The sequence below is a fragment of the Janthinobacterium sp. SUN137 genome (genome assembly GCF_030587265.1).
GTDB lineage: Bacteria > Pseudomonadota > Gammaproteobacteria > Burkholderiales > Burkholderiaceae_D > Janthinobacterium > Janthinobacterium kumbetense.
This window is the reverse complement of record NZ_JAPWHZ010000004.1, coordinates 81,680-97,577: the sequence shown is the minus strand read 5'-3', so window position 1 is coordinate 97,577 and position 15,898 is coordinate 81,680. Positions and strand designations below refer to the sequence as shown.

Annotated in this window: 15 protein-coding genes; 6 read left to right on the top strand and 9 right to left on the bottom strand. The window is 65.5% G+C overall.

The window, feature by feature from the left end; genetic code table 11:
* Positions 1-77 precede the first annotated feature (77 nt).
* Positions 78-980 (bottom strand): LysR family transcriptional regulator, encoded by a 903-nt coding sequence (locus tag O3298_RS20880; protein ID WP_251349621.1) that lies wholly within the window; start codon positions 978-980, stop codon positions 78-80.
* A 127-nt stretch (positions 981-1,107) separates the two neighbouring features.
* Between O3298_RS20880 and O3298_RS20875 the strand changes: the two genes are divergently transcribed.
* On the top strand, positions 1,108-2,529 hold the full coding sequence (locus tag O3298_RS20875; RefSeq protein WP_305060450.1) for an MFS transporter: 1,422 nt from the start codon (positions 1,108-1,110) through the stop codon (positions 2,527-2,529).
* Positions 2,526-2,924, top strand: coding sequence for a DUF4440 domain-containing protein (locus O3298_RS20870; RefSeq protein ID WP_305060449.1), 399 nt, complete (start codon positions 2,526-2,528; stop codon positions 2,922-2,924). The genes O3298_RS20875 and O3298_RS20870 overlap by 4 nt, the downstream gene beginning before the upstream one ends.
* A 1-nt stretch (position 2,925) precedes the next feature.
* On the opposite strand, the gene O3298_RS20865 is transcribed toward O3298_RS20870, so the two are convergent.
* The 5 genes from O3298_RS20865 to O3298_RS20845 are packed head-to-tail and all read right to left on the bottom strand — an operon-like array spanning position 2,926 to position 9,667.
* Positions 2,926-3,501, bottom strand: coding sequence for a DUF1349 domain-containing protein (locus O3298_RS20865; RefSeq protein ID WP_305060448.1), 576 nt, complete (start codon positions 3,499-3,501; stop codon positions 2,926-2,928).
* 25 nt (positions 3,502-3,526) lie between these two features.
* Positions 3,527-4,915, bottom strand: coding sequence for an efflux transporter outer membrane subunit (locus O3298_RS20860; protein ID WP_305060447.1), 1,389 nt, complete (start codon positions 4,913-4,915; stop codon positions 3,527-3,529).
* Complete coding sequence (locus O3298_RS20855; protein WP_305060446.1) at positions 4,912-8,010, bottom strand: MexW/MexI family multidrug efflux RND transporter permease subunit; 3,099 nt, start codon at positions 8,008-8,010, stop codon at positions 4,912-4,914. Before O3298_RS20855 ends, O3298_RS20860 begins: the two co-directional genes overlap by 4 nt.
* 15 nt (positions 8,011-8,025) lie before the next feature.
* Entirely contained in the window at positions 8,026-9,126 is a 1,101-nt protein-coding gene (locus O3298_RS20850; RefSeq protein ID WP_305060445.1) for an efflux RND transporter periplasmic adaptor subunit, read from the bottom strand.
* A gap of 58 nt (positions 9,127-9,184) precedes the next feature.
* Positions 9,185-9,667, bottom strand: a complete 483-nt coding sequence (locus O3298_RS20845) for a DUF2165 family protein (RefSeq protein WP_289912600.1) — start codon at positions 9,665-9,667, stop codon at positions 9,185-9,187.
* Positions 9,668-9,792: 125 nt separating this feature from the next.
* Between O3298_RS20845 and O3298_RS20840 the strand changes: the two genes are divergently transcribed.
* Positions 9,793-10,461, top strand: coding sequence for a metalloregulator ArsR/SmtB family transcription factor (locus O3298_RS20840; RefSeq protein ID WP_305060444.1), 669 nt, complete (start codon positions 9,793-9,795; stop codon positions 10,459-10,461).
* On the opposite strand, the gene O3298_RS20835 is transcribed toward O3298_RS20840, so the two are convergent.
* Complete coding sequence (locus O3298_RS20835) at positions 10,458-11,735, bottom strand: MFS transporter (RefSeq protein WP_305060443.1); 1,278 nt, start codon at positions 11,733-11,735, stop codon at positions 10,458-10,460. The genes O3298_RS20840 and O3298_RS20835 overlap by 4 nt on opposite strands.
* Positions 11,736-11,847: 112 nt before the next feature.
* Between O3298_RS20835 and O3298_RS20830 the strand changes: the two genes are divergently transcribed.
* The gene (locus tag O3298_RS20830; protein WP_289906038.1) at positions 11,848-12,747 is read left to right on the top strand and encodes a LysR substrate-binding domain-containing protein; all 900 of its coding nucleotides are present in this window, start codon (positions 11,848-11,850) and stop codon (positions 12,745-12,747) included.
* Between the two features lie 72 nt (positions 12,748-12,819).
* Here O3298_RS20830 and O3298_RS20825 read toward each other — a convergent pair whose 3' ends face one another.
* Together O3298_RS20825 and O3298_RS20820 are read right to left on the bottom strand one after the other, a co-directional pair.
* Positions 12,820-13,134, bottom strand: coding sequence for a hypothetical protein (locus O3298_RS20825; RefSeq protein WP_305060442.1), 315 nt, complete (start codon positions 13,132-13,134; stop codon positions 12,820-12,822).
* A gap of 166 nt (positions 13,135-13,300) precedes the next feature.
* The gene (locus O3298_RS20820) at positions 13,301-14,341 is read right to left on the bottom strand and encodes a class I SAM-dependent methyltransferase (protein ID WP_305060441.1); all 1,041 of its coding nucleotides are present in this window, start codon (positions 14,339-14,341) and stop codon (positions 13,301-13,303) included.
* A gap of 131 nt (positions 14,342-14,472) precedes the next feature.
* Here O3298_RS20820 and O3298_RS20815 point away from each other — a divergent pair, with 131 nt between their 5' ends.
* Complete coding sequence (locus O3298_RS20815) at positions 14,473-15,369, top strand: AraC family transcriptional regulator (protein ID WP_305060440.1); 897 nt, start codon at positions 14,473-14,475, stop codon at positions 15,367-15,369.
* A gap of 55 nt (positions 15,370-15,424) precedes the next feature.
* Complete coding sequence (locus tag O3298_RS20810) at positions 15,425-15,835, top strand: VOC family protein (RefSeq protein WP_289906042.1); 411 nt, start codon at positions 15,425-15,427, stop codon at positions 15,833-15,835.
* Positions 15,836-15,898: the final 63 nt, after the last annotated feature.

Here is a 15,898-nt window from a genome sequence, read left to right as displayed (position 1 = left end):
TCGTTTGCCCTTTGGAAATCGTTGTATTCAACAAGTATTGACGACGTGACATGGGCGCCGTGGCGCCACGTGAAACCTCAGGCGGGCGTGCCCACGAACGCGCGCAAGAAGTCGATAAACGCGCGCACTTTTTCCGCAATATGCTGGGTGTTCGGATACACGGCATACACGCCCTGTTCCGGGAAGACGACGTCGGGCAGCAGGCGGCGCAAACGTCCCGCGCGCACGTCCCCTTCCACCTGCCATTGCGGCAGCAGGGCCACGCCGCAGCCGCCCAGGGCAAAGCCCAGCAGGGCCGAGGCGGAGTCGGAATGGATGGCGGCGTCGTCCTGCGCGACGAAGACGGCGGCACCGTCGGGCGTCTGCACGTCCCAGCGCAGGGGCGTAGCGAGGCGGCTGTGCGCCAGCCAGCGCGCGCGCTGCAAGTCGGGCAAGGTGGCGATGTCCCGGCCGGGCAGGCTGGCCAGGTAGGCGGGCGAGGCGACGGGCCAGATCGCATACGGCTCGATCAGCGCGGCGCGGTAGCTCGAATCGTTGAGGGAACCCATGCGGATGGCCAGGTCGTAGCCGCCCGAGATCAGGTCTTCATGCGAGGACGACGAGGAATGCTGGATCTGCAGCTGCGGATGGGCGGCGGCAAAGGCGATCAGCGCGGGGATCACCGTGCGGCTGCCGTATTCGACGGTGGTGGTCAGGCGCAGGGTGCCGCGCAAGCCCTGGTGCCCCTGGCGCGCCGTCTCGATGGCGCCCTGGGCTTCGCTCAGCACGCGCTGGCAATCCTCGTAAAAGCGCCGTCCCACGTCGGTCAGCGCCAGGCTGCGCGTGCTGCGCGTCAGCAGCGACACGCCCAGCTCCGCTTCCAGTTGCTTCAAGTTAAAACTGACGACGGCCTTGCTCTGGCCCAGCACGGCGGCGGCGGCCGTCAGCGAGCCGGCGTCGACGATGGCGATGAAAATACCCAAACGGTCAAGACTGATCATAAATAACTATGAGGATACATGCGGGTTGCGGGAGTTTGTCAAAATTTCTTTGACAGTGTAATCGGGGCTGGCCCGTTACGCAAATGGCGATGAAAGCTTAAGCTGGCCGTTTGCCATTCGGAGCACCATGGACTATCGCAAAAAGGTCGCGGCCATCTATCTGCTGGGGTTTTTCGTCGATCTGATCAACATGTTCATCACCAGCGTCGCCTATCCCGACATCGGCCATGCCCTGCACGCCTCGGTGGCGCAGCTGGCCTGGATCAGCACGGCCTACATCCTTGGCTTGACCATCGTCATCCCCGCCAGCGCCTGGCTGGCTGCCTATTATGGCAGCAAAACCGTGTTCATGGCATCGTTGCTAACTTTTTTATGCGCCAGCATCGGCGCCGGCCTGGCGCCCTCGATCGAGGCGCTGATCGCCTGGCGCTGTGTGCAGGGCCTGGGCGGCGGCTTGCTGATCCCGCTGGGGCAAAGCATGACTTACCAGCTGTATCAACCGGCCGAGCGTCCCGGCCTGTCGTCCGTCATCATGCTGGTGGGCTTGCTGGCGCCCGCCCTGTCGCCCGCCTTGGGCGGCGTCATCGTCGACAGCCTGTCGTGGCGGGCGATTTTTTATCTGAACGTGCCGTTTGCCGCGCTGGCGCTGCTGCTGGCCGCCTGCTGGCTGCGTCCCGACCCGCCGCGCGCGCAAGTGCCCCGCCTCGACACGGGCGGCCTTGTGGCGGGCAGCACAGCCATCCTTTTGCTGTTGCTGGGCTTGACCATGCTGGGCACGCCGGGCGAGCTGCTTGCCGGCGCCGGCGTGCTGGCGCTGGGCACCGCGTGCGCCTGGATCTACGTGCGCGGCGCGCTGCGCAAATCCACGCCGCTGCTCAACCTGCGCCTGGCCGCCGAACCGCTGCTGCGCATCGCCATGCTGATGTACCTGCTGGTGCCGGGCGTGTTCATGGGCGTGAGCCTGCTGGCCATGCTGTATTTGCAGGGCGTGCTGGGCATGTCGGCATCGACGGCGGGCGCGCTGATGCTGCCGTGGGCGCTGGCCTCGTTTGCGGCCATCTCGCTCACGGGAAAAAGCTATCGCCGCGTGGGGCCGCAACCCTTGTTCCTCGCTGGTGCGTTGCTGCAGGCGGCGGGCATGCTGATGCTGCTGCGCGTGGATGCGGCGGGCCAGTTGTTCTGGCTGGCCGGCGCGTATGCCGTGATGGGCTTTGGCGGCGGCTTGTGCAGCAGCACGGCGCAAAGCACGGCGTTCCTGCGCACGCCGGACGGGCAGCTGAGCCAGGCCAGCGCCGTGTGGAATATCAACCGTCAGCTGGGCTTTTGCCTGGGCGTGGCGCTGCTCAGCGTACTGCTGAATGGCTTGCTGGCGGCGCAGGGAATTACGTCGCTGGACGACCCCGCCCAGCACCTGCGCGCGGCGCAGGTTTTTCACTGGTGTTTTGCGCTGGCCGCCAGCGCGTGCGTGCTGCCTTTGGCGTTGTGCATGCGCATCGACAACCGCGCCGTTCTCGACCTTTTACATCACCATGGAGCAGCAAAAAAATGAAGACAACGAACCCCTGTTTTGACGACGTGTTATCCACGCATGTGCTGATCCGCGAATGGCTCTCCGGCGAATCCACGGCACCCGAACATTGCGCCGATTTGCTCGCGCGTTTCTCGCCCGGCTTCACGATGGTGTCACCGGGCGGCAAGCAGCTCGATCATGCCGGCTTGACGGCATTTTTCCAGGGCGCCGGCGGCAGCCGTCCGGGCCTCATCATGCGTATTTCCGACCTGGCATTGATCCAGGACAACGCGGCCGGCGCCAGCGTGACTTACCGCGAGCATCAATCGCTGCCGGGGGGAGAAAACACGGAGCGCCTGTCGACCGTCGTGTATGAGAAGACACCGGCTGGAACGCTGCTGTGGCGCCATTTGCACGAGACGTGGACCGCTTGATTTAACTCAAATCGTGCAAGTCTTTTTGCTGCGCCGGGCCGATGGAAAACCGGGAAAACACCACCTCCAGGCCAGCGCGTTCCGGCGTGCAGCACATGGGGCCGACGCGGTAGCTGCCGGCCTCGGGAAATGGCGCCAGGCGCAGCAGCGGCCAGCGCTGGCCATCGGTCGAATATTGCACGCGGATCGCGCCTTGCGCCACCGTCACGCGCAGCCAGAAACCGTCCGGCATGGCGGGAGCGCTGCTGACGGCCCAGTCGGATTTGTCCTGCGTCAATACCGTGCTCAATAAGAGCTGGCCGTCGGAAAATTCGACGCCGCACTTGATCCAGTTTTGCTCGTCGATGCGCACCATCATGCCGGCCTGGTCGTACAGCGCCGCGTACTGCGCCGCCACGTGCAGCTGCGCCGTGAAATCGCCGTCGATTTGCGTGCCGAAAAAATGGCCGCTGTCGCGGATAAAACCATAGTGAGTCTTGCGCCAGAAATCCGTATTTGCGTCCGTCGTCACGCGCAATTGCGCGCCGTCGGCGGACCAGTTTTCCGGTGGATTGAGCCAGCTGCCTTGCGTGAACATCGCGTGCCTTTCCGAGCTAAAAAGATCACATAGTGTGCCCCCATCCCAGCGCCTTGTACAGGGCAATCGCATCGATGTAGGACGCCGTTTCCGCCAGCAGCGCTTCGCGCCGGATATCGTACAAGGCGCGCTGGTTTTCCAGCACGGCCTGGTAGCTGCCGGCACCGCCCGCATAGCGCGTGCTGGCGATGCCGAGGGCCGCGTTGCCGTGGCGCGCCGATTCCAGCAGCGAGGCCAATCGCGTCTGGTTTTCCGCCAGTTGCGTGACGGCGTTTTCCACCTCTTCCTGCGCCAACAGCATCGTTTGCGTATAGCGCGCCTGCGCGCCTTGCGCTTCGGCCTGCGTGCCGCGCAAGCGCGCCTTGACGCTGCCCAGGCGGAAGGCCGGATAGCTGACGGAGGGCGCCACGTCGAAGGCGCGCGCGCCGCCGTCGAATACGCCGCTGCCGCGCAGCGCAAAGAAGCCCAAAAAGCCGCCCAGGCTCAGGCGCGGATACAGGTCCGCTGTTGCCGCCCCCACGTCTTCGCTGGAAGCGGCCAGCAGGCGCTCGGCGCGCACCACGTCGGGACGCTGCTTGATCAGGCGGTTCACGTCGCCCAGCGGCAACTGACCGGCCAGCGGCGCCTGCTGCCGCGGTGTGGTCGCCAGCGCGATGGCGCCCGGCGCTTGGCCGCTCAGCACATCGAGCCGGTACTGCGCCTGGCGCAAGCCGGCCTGCAACGGCGGCAAGGCCGCCTCGCTGCGCGCCAGGTTGGCCAGCGCGTTGTGGCGCTCTTCCGGCAAGCCGCCGCCGGCGCGGATGCGCGCATCGATCAGGGCGATGGTGTCGCGCCAGCTTTGCACTTGCGCCTGCGTCAGCGCCAGGTTTTGCTGGTAGCCCAGCGCCTCGTAGTAATTGCGCGCCACTTCGGCGGCGATCGTCAGCTGCACTTGGCGCAAATCGGCCTGCGCCGCGTCGGCGCGCGCCTGCGCCGAGCGGGTGATATGCGCCAGGCGGCCGAACAGGTCGATTTCCCATTGCGCATCGAACCCCACGCGCGTGCTCGTGCTGGCGGCGCGGCTGTCTGGCGCATCTTGCTGCACGCTGCGCTGCCAGCCCGCCTGGCCCGTGACGGCGGGCAGTTCGTCGAGGCGGCGCTCGTCGAAGGTGGCGCGCGCGGCCAGCAGATTGGCTTGCGCTTGCGCGATATCGAGGTTGTGCGTCAACGCGCTGGCGATCAGCCGCGACAGGCGCGCATCGTCGAAAAACGTCCACCAGGCGGCTTCGCTGGCAGCCGTTTGACCTGGCGCAAACTGCGCCTGCTGCGGACTGGCCAGGGCGATGGCGGGCGTGGCCGGCGTGACGTAGGCGGGGCTGACGGCGCAGCCGGCCAGCAGGGGGAAAAGGGAGACGAGATAGCGGTAATTTTTCATGGGGATTCCTTCAGCGCGTGCGACAAATCGCGCGCGCGCGGCGTGGCATGGTCGGCCGTGTGGCGGCGGGCCAGAAAGGTGTACACGGTGGGCAGCACGAACAGGGTAAAGAAGGTGCCGATCAACATGCCCGAAACGATCACCACGCCCAGGCCGAAACGGCTGTTGGCGCCGGCGCCCGAGGCGAACAGCAGCGGCACCAGGCCCACCACCATGGCCGCCGTCGTCATCAGAATCGGGCGCAAGCGGATTTGCGCCGCCTTGCGGATGGCGCTGAGGCGGTCCAGCCGTTCATGCACCTGCAATTCGTTGGCAAATTCCACCATCAAGATCCCGTGCTTGCTGATCAAGCCGATCAGGGTCACGAGGCCGATCTGCGTGTAGATGTTGACGGTGGCGTAGCCCAGCGCCAGCGGGATCAGCGCGCCGCAAATCGACAGCGGCACCGTGATCAGGATGATCAAAGGGTCCGTCAGGCTCTCATACTGCGCCGCCAGCACCAGGTAAATCACGACGACGGCCGCCAGGAAGGCCAGCAGCAGCGCATTGCCTTCCGTGGCGAATTGGCGCGCGTCCGATTGCCAGTCGTAGCTGAAGCCGGGCGGCAGGGTTTTCGCCACGCCGTCGAGGAAGGCGACGGCGTCGCCCAGGGTCACGCCCGGCGCCGGCACGCCCTGGAAGGTGGCCGCATTTTGCTGGTTGAACTGGGTCAGCATGTTCGGCTCGATCTGTTCCGTCACCGAGACGACGGCGGACAGGGGCAGCAGGCTGCCATCGTCGGCGCGCACGTACTGCTGCGTCAGGGCTTGCGCCGTCAATCGCTGCTCGCGCGGGCTTTGCGCGATGACGTCGTAGGCGCGGCCATCCATGCCGAAGCGGTTCAGGTAATTTTCGCCCACCAGCACGGCCAGCGATTCGCCGATGTCCTGCATGCGGATGCCCAGGCTGTTCGCCTTGGAGCGGTCCACGCGCACCTTGACGACGGGGTTGTTGTAATCGAGGTCGCTGTCGACGACGGCAAACAGGCCGCTGTCGCGCGCGCGCTGCTTGACGTCTTCCATGGTGCGGAACAGGGTGGCGTAATCCTGCGCGCTGCGCAGCACCATTTGCACGGGCAAGCCGCCGCTCGATCCGGGCAAGGGCGCCAGTTGGAAGGCGAAGATGCTGGTGCCTTCCACGTCGCCCACGGCGTGCTGCAATTCGGCCTGGATGACGGCCGCATTGCGCGAGCGTTCGGCCCACGGCGTCAGGTTGATGCCGCCGATGCTCGATGCCGGGCCTTCGCCGCCATTGATGATCCAGCGCGAGTCCGTTTCGGGGATATTTTTGTAGATCTCATCGAGCTTGTACGAAAAGCGTTCCACGTAATCGAGGTTGGCGTGCTGCGGCGCCTTGATCGCCGTCAAGACGCTGGCCTGGTCTTCCGCCGGCGCCAGTTCGCGCTGCGGCAGCAGGTACAAAAACGGCAGACTGAGCATCACCAGCGCGGCGAAACCGGCACTCCACCAGCGGTGGTGCAGCGAACGGTCCAGCAGGCGCGCGTAGCGGCTGGTGAGGCCTTCGAAGAAATGCTCGGCGGCGCGCGCCATGCGCCCTTCCGCTTGTTTCGGCTGCAGCAGCAGGGAGCTCATCACGGGCGATAAGGTCAGCGCCACTACGCCCGACACCACCACGGCGCCGGCCAAAGTCAGCGCGAATTCCTTGAACAGCGCCCCAGTCAATCCGCCCATCATGCCGATCGGCGCATACACGGCCGCCAGGGTGATCGTCATGGCGATGACGGGGCCGGCCACTTCGCGCGCGCCCACCAGGGCGGCCGCCACGGGCGTCTTGCCTTCCTCGATATGCCGGTGCACGTTTTCCACTACGACGATGGCGTCGTCGACCACCAGGCCCACGGCCAGCACCATCGCCAGCAGGGTCAGTAAATTGATGCTGAAGCCGAAGGCCAGCATCAGCGCCGCCGCACCCAGCATCGACAGCGGGATCGTCACGACGGGAATCAGCACGGAGCGCAGGGAACCCATGCAAAGGTAGATGACGATGACGACGATCAGCAGCGCTTCGAGCAGGGTGTGCGCCACTTCGTCGATGGACGACTGGATGAAGCGCGCGGTCTCGAACGCCAGCTCGACTTTCACGCCCGGCGGCAGGGTTTTCTGGATTTCCGGCAGCAGCTTCTTGATGCCGTCGACGATCACCAGCGGGTTGCCGCCGGGCGTGGGCGACAGGCCCAGATACACGGCCGGCACGCCGTCCATGATGCCGCTCGTCTCCGTGGCGGCCGCTCCCAGTTCCACCGTGCCCACGTCCTTCAAACGCACCAGGGCGGCGCTGTCTTTTTCATCGCCGCCCTTGCGGATGACCATGTCGCGAAATTGCTCCACGCTGGTCAGGTCCGTGTTGACGCTGATGTTCGCGACGACGAATTGTCCCTTCACCTTGCCGGGCGCCGCCTGGTAGTTATTGCGCCGCACGGCGTCGGCCACGTCGGCCGCCGTCAGCCCGCGCGCGGCCAGTTTCGCCGGGTCGATCCACAGGCGCATGGCCAGCTGCTGGCCGCCATACACGTCGACCTTCGCCACGCCGTCGATGGTGGCGAACATGGGCTGCACCACGCGCGCCAGGTAATCCGTCAGCGCGGGCGCGGACACGCTCTCGCTGGCAAAGCCGACATAGGCGACGGCCGAGGAATCGCCGGCCGCGCGCTCGATGACGGGGTCGAAAGCGCCTTCCGGTAATTTATAGCGTACCTGGTTGACCTTGGCCATGACTTCCGTCAACGCTTGCGTGGAATCGCGGTTCAATTCCATGCGCACGGTGACGGTGCTGCTGCCCTGCACCGACGACGACGTCAGGTAATCGATGCCTTCCACCGACGATACGGCTTGCGCGATGGGTTGCGTCACGAAACCCTGCATCAGTTCCGCCGAGGCGCCCGGATAGTTGGTCGTGACGGTGATGGTGGACGATTCGAGCATCGGGTATTGGCGGATCGGCAGCTGCAGGATGGCGATCACGCCCAGCATCAGAATCAAGGTGCTGATCACCAGCGCCAGCACGGGGCGGCGCACGAATAAATCGGTAAATTTCATGGTGCTGGCCCTTCCTCAAGAACCGGCCTTGGGCGCGGCGCGTTTCGCCTCGTCCAGGGTATTGGCCACGGCCTGCACGGCCATGCCGTCGGCCAGTTTCAGCTGGCCCGAAGCGACCACGCGCTGCCCTTCGCGCAAGCCGTCGAGAATGGCCACGCGGCCCCCGGCCCGCTCGCCCAGTTTGACGCCCACGCGCTTGACGGTGAGCGGCTGTTTTCCTTCCTGCTGCGCCACAAACACCGTATCGCCATACGCGCTGTAGGTCACGGCCGTTTCCGGTACCGTCAGCTGTTGGCCAGCCTCGCGGGCCACGCGCACGTTCGCATACATGCCCGCTTTCAGCGCACCGCGGGGATTGCTCAATGCCGCCTGCACCTGCACCATGCGCGAGCGGGCGACCAGCGGGTCGATGGCGTTGATCTTCGCCGTGAAGATTTCATTCGGATAGGCGTCCACCAGCACTTGCACGGCCTGTCCCGGCGCCAGATTCGCGCTGCTCTGTTCATCGAGGGCGAAGTTCACCAGCAAGGCCTTCGTGTCGATCAGGCTGGCCACCGTGTCGGCCGCGTTCAGGTACTGGCCCGCGTGCACCTTGCGGATGCCCAGCTGCCCGGCGAACGGCGCGCGGATGGTCTTTTGCGCGATCAGCGCTTCCGTCTGGCGCACGTCGCCCAGGGCCGCGTCGCGCGCGGCCAGCGCCGCATCGAGCTGCTCCTGCGTGGCGGCCTTTTCCCTGACCATCTGCACCGTGCGGGCATGGCTGCTTTCCGCGTTTTTCAGCTGTGCGCGCTGGCGCAGCAGCATTGCCTGTTCCTGGGCGTCATTGAGCTGTACCAGCACGGCGCCGGCCGCCACGCTCTGGCCCGATTCGAAGCGGATCTGCGTGACGCGCCCGCCCGTTTCGGCCGCCACCTGCACCTGGCGCGCCGCTTCCAGTTCGCCCACACCGGCAAAAAAGCGTTCCTGCGTGCCCAGCACGACGGGGACCAGCGCCACCTTGGTGGCGGGGTAGGCGGCGGCATCAGCCGCATGCGAGTTGGCGCGCGGATACAGCGCGGCGCCCGCGACGGCCAGGGCGATGGCCAGCGCGGAAGCGCCGACGAGTTTCGTATTCATGATGAAGTCCTTTACTGCATTGAAAGGGAGAAAGAAGAAGAGGCGCAGCGGAGGCTGGTCAGGTCCGCTGCGCGTTGAAGAGGAAGAACAAACCCAGGGTCCACAGCAGCAGCACCAGGTGCGTCGTCTGCAAGCTTTCCTGGGCGATCCAGTAGCCGAACCACAGGCCGCCCAGGTGCATCAGCAGCAGGAAGGCGGCCATGGCGCACAGGGCCAGGTTCAGCCAGGGCAACGCTTGCGTCAGGGATGCGCCGAGCAATAGCGCCACGCCCGTCCAGGCGGCGATGGCGGCCAGCAGTTGCAGCGCCAGCACCGTCAACAGGCTCAGGCGGTGCAAGACCAGGGACGTGAGCGCGCGGCGCAGCAGCGGCGTCTGGATGGTCGGGTCCTGGCGCAGCGGGTCCATGCGCATGGTGTTGCCGATGGCCCAGACGGCGCCGTGGAAGGCGTGCAGGTTGTTGAGGGCGGCCAGGGTGAGCCAGAGGGCCAGGCCGGTGGCGAGGATGGCGTGAAACAGCCAGATCGAGTGAGACAGTTGCATGGGAAAATCCTGTCAAAAGAGTACCTTGCCGGCATACGGACGTGGAAACTCCTCGACAGCGGGGAGCTACCGGCCTATTATGCAAGCAATTAGTTGGTTAACTGGCCCCATGATAGTTGAGTGAAATGAATTACACAAGTAAACGTTTGGATAATCAAGAGGCGCCGCAAACGACGGAGCGCATCCTGTATTTCATCAAGACCAAGGGACCCGTCTCCACGGCGACCCTGGCCAAGACCCTGGACATGACGGGCGAGGCGGCGCGTCAGCAAGTGCAAAAGCTGGTAGCGGCGGGCCTCATCGAGGGGCGCCAGGAAGCGCAGGCGGGCGCCGGGCGGCCGCGCCAGAACTGGGTCTTGACGGAGGCGGGCAATGCGCGCTTTCCCGACACGCATGCGCAGCTGACGATCAAGCTGATCGGTTCCGTGCGCCAGCTGTTCGGCGAAGCGGGGCTGGATAAACTGATCACGCAGCGCGAAGAGGAAAGCCGCAGCGCGTATGCGCTGGCGTGCTCGGCGCCGGACTTGCCTACGCGGCTGCAGCAACTGGCGGCCGTGCGCGATGAAGAGGGTTATATGGCGCGCGTGGAAGCGGATGGCGACGACTGGCTGCTGATCGAAGACCACTGCCCCATCTGCGCCGCCGCGCGCACTTGCCAGGGTTTTTGCCGCTCCGAATTGCAGCTGTTCCAGGAAGTGGTGGGACCGGGCGCCAGCATCGTGCGCGAGCAGCATGTGCTGACGAACGCGATGCGTTGCATCTACCGCATTTCGCCGCTGCCCGAGTTAAATTAAGCTTTCGGAAACAGGGGCCGCGTGGCCAGCGCCACCAGCCCCGCCAGCCACCACACGACGGGCCAGTTGCTGGCCGCCAGCAAGTGCGGGATGGCGATCGGTGTGAGGAACAGGCCCGCGTAGACGGCCGTGTTCGCCATGCCCAGGGCCGTGCCCGCGTTGGCGCCGCCCGCTTCCGTGGCCAGCTCCGTGTAGGCCACGCCATGCCAGGCGGACACGGCGATGCCGGCGGCCACCACGGCGGCCATCAGCAGCCAGCCCGGCGCCTGCAGCCAGGCGATGCATCCCAGCACAATGAACGACGCCAAGGCCACCAGGGCCGAGCCGCGCAGATAGGCGGGCCGGTTCGCGTGGCGGTCCGTGTGGCGTCCGCTCCAGATGCGCATCAACATGGCGCCCGCCTGCAGGGCCACCATCACGGCCGTGATGGCGGCCAGTCCCAGGCGGCCATGGTCGTGCAGGAAGACGGTGGCATAGCTGAGCACGGCAAACTGGGGCACGCACAGCAAGCCGATGGCGGCCACCATGCGCCACACTTTGCGGTTTTTGAGTGGACCTTGCAGCGGCGGAGGCGGCTTGATCCCCATCAGGCCCGTGGACGCGTTTTGCGGCCCCGTGGCGGCCTCGGCAGAGAAATCGGGCTCATGCATCCATCGCCACGTAAAAAACGCCGACAGGCCGCATACGAGGGCCAGGGCGCCAAACACGGGCATGAAGCCGTAACGTGACGCCAGGCTGGGCAGGACGAGGGCGCCGAGGCCGCCGCCGAGCGGTACGGCCGTCTGGCGGATGCTCATGGCGAAACCCCGTTCGCCGGCGCCGAACCAGCGCATCACGGCGCGCCCGCTGGCGCCATTCACGCTGCCGCCCAGCACGCCGACCAGGGCCAGCCCGGCCGCCAGCGCCCATAACGGCGGCACGGCGCCGTCAGCGGGTGTGATCCACAGCAGCAAGGTCAATAGGGCCAGCATGGTGCCCAGCAAGCCCGTCAGCAGCACGGGCCGGTCGCCCCAGCGGTCGGTGGCCATGCCCCATGGCAATTCTGTCAGGGCCACGCCCAGGCCCATGGCGCCCAGCGCCACCCCCAGTTGCGTATTGCTCAGGTGATAGCCGCTGCGCAGCCAGATGGCCGTCGTGGGCATGCCGTTGGCGGCAGCGGAAAAGCTGGCATTGGCCGCCACGCCGACGGCCAGCACCTTCCAGCGGTGGGTATCGCCCAGCGCGGGCGCGGTGGCGGGGACGGGAACAGGAACGGCTGGGCAGCTGGTGGTCATGGCAGGGAGGGGAAAGTGGTTGACCCTGACAGTGTTGCGCAGTACGATCGTTCTGAATATCAGATAATTTACCAGTCACCATCCCATAAAACAGGACGATTGTATTTGCGCCATGAGCTTGCTGAATTTTGACATCGCCTTCTTGCGCAGCTATGTGGCTGGCATCGAACTGGGCAGCTTTGCCCGCGCGGCCGACAAGGTGGGCCGCTCCACCTCGGCCGTCAGCGCGCAGCTGAAAAAACTCGAGGAGCAGGCGGGCATGCCCCTGTTCCGCAAGGATGGCCGGGGACTGGCGCTGACGCCGGCCGGCGAAGTGCTGCTCGGCTATGCACGCCGCTTGCTGGAACTCAACGACGAGGCGGCCGTCGCCTTGCGCGGCGCGGAACTGGAAGGCTGGATACGGCTCGGTTTGCAGGAGGATTTCGGCGAAGCCTTGCTGCCCGACGTGCTGGGACGCTTTGCCCGCGCGCATCCGAAAGTGCGCATCGAGGCGCACGTGGCGCGCAACACGGCCTTGATGCAAGGGCTGGCCATGGGCCAGCTGGACCTGGCCCTGCTGTGGGGCGGCGCCTGCATCGCCGACGTGGCCGAGTATCCGCTGCCGCAGCGCCAGCATATTGCCGAGCCGGCCATGCGCTGGATCGCCTCATCCAGCCTGGCCTGGCAGCCTGAATCGGGCGAGCCCTTGCCGCTCATTACCTTCGACCGCGACTGCCTGTTCCAGCGCTGCGCTACGCAGGCGCTGGACCATGCCGGCATCGCCTGGCGCACGGCGTTTACCAGTCCCAGTCTGGCGGGACTGTGGGCGGCGGCGGCCGCCGGGCTGGGCGTGACGGTGCGCACCAGCCTGGGCTTGCCGTCTTCCGTCTGCGCGCTCGACCACGTGGCGGCGGGCTTGCCCGCCCTGCCCCCGCTGTCGCTGGAACTGCTGCGCGCCTCCAGCGTGCCCAGGCCGCCCGTCGAGCGGCTGGCTGGCCTGATCATCGACGCGTTGCGGGACAGTCCCGCTTGATACCGGCGAGCAGGAACGGGCGCCGTGGGACAGCGGCATGCATCGGTCCCGGCGCGGGCCGCCGGCGCAGGTTTACCGAGGCCGTTCCCAGCTTGCTCGCCAATGGAAACAGATTCCATCTTGCATGATCTGCAAATCAGCTATGTTGCGCTGCATGCCGCTGTGCGTATCGAGTACGCAAAAATCGCATGACTGAATTTCCTGTTCCAATCGGTCTGCCTCGACGAAAAGCTGATCGTTGGCGGCTTGTTCCAGATTTTTGAACAAGGTCGCGTATGCGGCAAAGGCAGCCGTGGGAAGAAAAGTCCCGAGAACAAGCGCATTCTCTGACAGGACGACAATTTCTCCGAGGATCGTTCCAGAACGATCAGATAGTGTCAGGCTCATAGGGCGATGGACATCTTGGTGTTATCTCAGGTGCGTAATGCGGGGTTTGTCATGGTTCAGCGTTCAGCGCCATCGCTGCGCAGCCAGTATTCAACCACATGGGCGCAGCGCTTGCCATGCGATGCATCAAATGGCGCTTGCGGCAGCGCGCTGCGCGCGGGCGGATTCACGCTCCATCCTTGCGCGCAATCAACACTTGCACGGGCGCCATGGGGAAATCGCTGGCGCTGTATTGCTCCACTTGCCGCCAACCCGTGTCGCGCAGCACTTGCGCCAATTCTCCCTGCTGGGTTACCGTGCGGCCGAGCATGCGCATCGGCAAGTAATACGGCAGCACGCGCGCCGCGTCGCCGGCTGCCGGGGCGATTTCCGCTTGCACGCAAACGAAGACGCCACCGGGTGTCAATGCCGCATGGATCTTGCGCAAGGCCGCCGCCATGTCGGGCACGAAATGCAGCACGGACGAGCACCAGATGAGGTCGTAGCCGCTGCCGATATCGTCGCTGGCCAGGTCGCCGCCCACAGTCTCCAGGCGGTCAGACAGTTGCGCATGGGCGATGTTCGCGGCTGCCACGGCCACCGTTTCCGGCCAGTCGAAGACGCCGCCGTGCAAGCCCGCATGGGCTTGCGCCAGCGCAATGGCAACCCAGCCCGGTCCGCCGCCCAGGTCGAGCAGGCGCAGCGGCGTGTGGCCGTCTGCAAACGGGGCGATGCGCTGCATCACGGACAGGGCTGCGCGCATGGTGATGGCGCGTTGTTCCTGGCCAATCTGCTGCTGCGCGGCAATGGCCCAGTTGATGCCACTTGCCGTGCTGTAGGGCGCGGCCTTGTCGCCCTCGCGCACCAGCGTACTCAGCTGGGTGGCGAAATGGCGCAGCGCATGCAGCCGGTACAGCCAGGCGTCGCCGCAAAAGGCCACGGAGTCGCGGCAGAAATACTGCAAGGTGGCGGCCGTGCAGCGGTAGCGCTGCGCATCAGCATCGGCCGCATCGCGTTCCAGCACCTGCATGCTCCAGAGTAATTCCAGCAGCAGCGCCGTGTGTGGTGCGTGCAGCGACAGGGCGTCGGCCAGCTGCGCCGGCGTGTGCGGCGTGGCCAGCAGTTCGAAAATGCCCAGTTCCAGGGCGGCGGCCAGTCCATCGGCCTGGACGGGCGCGACGGCCAGGTCCCAATACGGTTGCAAGGCGTGTTGTGTTGTAAATGGCATGGTGCTTCCTTTCGGTGAGGTGGGCAAGAGCACCTATTTTATGCAACAATGAGAATAATTATCATTTGCATTTGTATGCGACACGGCGCATTTCGTATGCGCGACGGCGCGCGGGAAAACAGGGGGGAGCGATGAGGGAACAGGACAGGGAAGCGGCAGGCTGGACGCGGCGCCAGCTGGACCCCGGGATGGGCGAGTGCCGCGCTGACCAGCGCCAGGTCGACCAGGGCTTGCTGCTCGTGCATTCCGATTACCGTCCGCGCCTTGCGCTCGTCGAGCAATCGAAGCATGACGATGCGGGCGGCATGGTGATCACCATCGGCCTGGAAGGCGTGTCCGGCTACACCACGCGCGATGGCGAACAATTGCGTTTTCGGGCCGGCCATACGACGGTGACGGCGTTTCAGCACGTCAGCGGCGAGCGCCGTTTCGAGGCGAATCAGCGGGCGGCGCAATTGCGCGTGCTGGTGGACGAGGATGCGCTGGCGCGCTACTGGCCGCAAGGCCTGGCGTCATTGTTACCCCACGGTGGCGCGCGCCAGCTGGCGCATGCGGCCACCACGGCGGCGTCCGCCCTGCAGGCGCGGGCGCTGCTGCGTGCGACGGACCCGCTGGCCGTGCACATCGGCGTGCTCAGTGTCTTGGCGGAACAGTTGCGGGCGCTGCGGCCGGCGCCCGTGCCCGCTTCCATCCCGCGCTGGTCCGAGGCCGAGATGATCAAGCTGGAGCGCGTCCATGCGCTGATGCAGGAGCAGATGGCGCAAGACCTGACGCTCGATTACCTGTGCGCGCAGACGGGCCTGAGCTTGTTCAAGCTCAAGCAGGGATGGCGCTACCGCTACAACGACAGTCCGCAGCGCACCTTGCTGGCGCTGCGCATGCAGCGGGCAAAGTTACTGCTGGAAAATGGTTGCCAGGTGGCGCAGGCGGGCTGGCAAACCGGTTATCGCCATCCGTCCAATTTCAGCGCTGCGTTCAGCCGCTATTTTGGCTACGTGCCGAAGATCGTGGGACGCGCTGGCGCGTAAAAAGCCGGTGTAGAATCGGCGGGCAGCATTTTTCATCTCACCTGAAGGAGACATGATGGCCCGCAAAATATTTGTCAATCTGCCCGTCCAGTCGCTGGAACGCTCCGTGGCGTTTTTCACGGCGCTGGGCTTCAGTTTCAATGCCCATTTCACGGATGAAACGGCAACGTGCATGATCGTCGCCGACGATATCTTCGTGATGCTGTTGACGCACGACAAATTCAAGCAATTCACGCCCAAGCAGCTGTGCGATACCAAGGTGGCGACGGAAGTGCTCGTGTGCCTGTCGGCGGAGAGCCGTGGCGAAGTCGATGAGCTGGTGGCGAAGGCCGTCCAGGCGGGCGGCAGCATCTACAAGGAGCCGATGGATTTCGGCTTCATGTATGGCCACAGTTTCCAGGACCTGGATGGACATCAATGGGAGTTGATGTTTATGGAGCCGAACGCCGTACCTGGAAACGCCTGACCAAACCTACTGCGCGTCGCGCTTTGCGGCCGGCGATGCTCACCGTACTAGAGTACGGTTGCG

Coding starts and splice junctions, on each gene's coding strand:
- O3298_RS20820 (WP_305060441.1), bottom strand. CDS start 14,341: ATGCCATTTACAACACAACACGCCTTGCAACCGTATTGGGACCTGGCC.
- O3298_RS20845 (WP_289912600.1), bottom strand. CDS start 9,667: ATGCAACTGTCTCACTCGATCTGGCTGTTTCACGCCATCCTCGCCACC.
- O3298_RS20880 (WP_251349621.1), bottom strand. CDS start 980: ATGATCAGTCTTGACCGTTTGGGTATTTTCATCGCCATCGTCGACGCC.
- O3298_RS20855 (WP_305060446.1), bottom strand. CDS start 8,010: ATGAAATTTACCGATTTATTCGTGCGCCGCCCCGTGCTGGCGCTGGTG.
- O3298_RS20810 (WP_289906042.1), top strand. CDS start 15,425: ATGGCCCGCAAAATATTTGTCAATCTGCCCGTCCAGTCGCTGGAACGC.
- O3298_RS20815 (WP_305060440.1), top strand. CDS start 14,473: ATGAGGGAACAGGACAGGGAAGCGGCAGGCTGGACGCGGCGCCAGCTG.
- O3298_RS20850 (WP_305060445.1), bottom strand. CDS start 9,126: ATGAATACGAAACTCGTCGGCGCTTCCGCGCTGGCCATCGCCCTGGCC.
- O3298_RS20825 (WP_305060442.1), bottom strand. CDS start 13,134: ATGAGCCTGACACTATCTGATCGTTCTGGAACGATCCTCGGAGAAATT.
- O3298_RS20875 (WP_305060450.1), top strand. CDS start 1,108: ATGGACTATCGCAAAAAGGTCGCGGCCATCTATCTGCTGGGGTTTTTC.
- O3298_RS20830 (WP_289906038.1), top strand. CDS start 11,848: ATGAGCTTGCTGAATTTTGACATCGCCTTCTTGCGCAGCTATGTGGCT.
- O3298_RS20835 (WP_305060443.1), bottom strand. CDS start 11,735: ATGACCACCAGCTGCCCAGCCGTTCCTGTTCCCGTCCCCGCCACCGCG.
- O3298_RS20865 (WP_305060448.1), bottom strand. CDS start 3,501: ATGTTCACGCAAGGCAGCTGGCTCAATCCACCGGAAAACTGGTCCGCC.
- O3298_RS20870 (WP_305060449.1), top strand. CDS start 2,526: ATGAAGACAACGAACCCCTGTTTTGACGACGTGTTATCCACGCATGTG.
- O3298_RS20840 (WP_305060444.1), top strand. CDS start 9,793: ATGAATTACACAAGTAAACGTTTGGATAATCAAGAGGCGCCGCAAACG.
- O3298_RS20860 (WP_305060447.1), bottom strand. CDS start 4,915: ATGAAAAATTACCGCTATCTCGTCTCCCTTTTCCCCCTGCTGGCCGGC.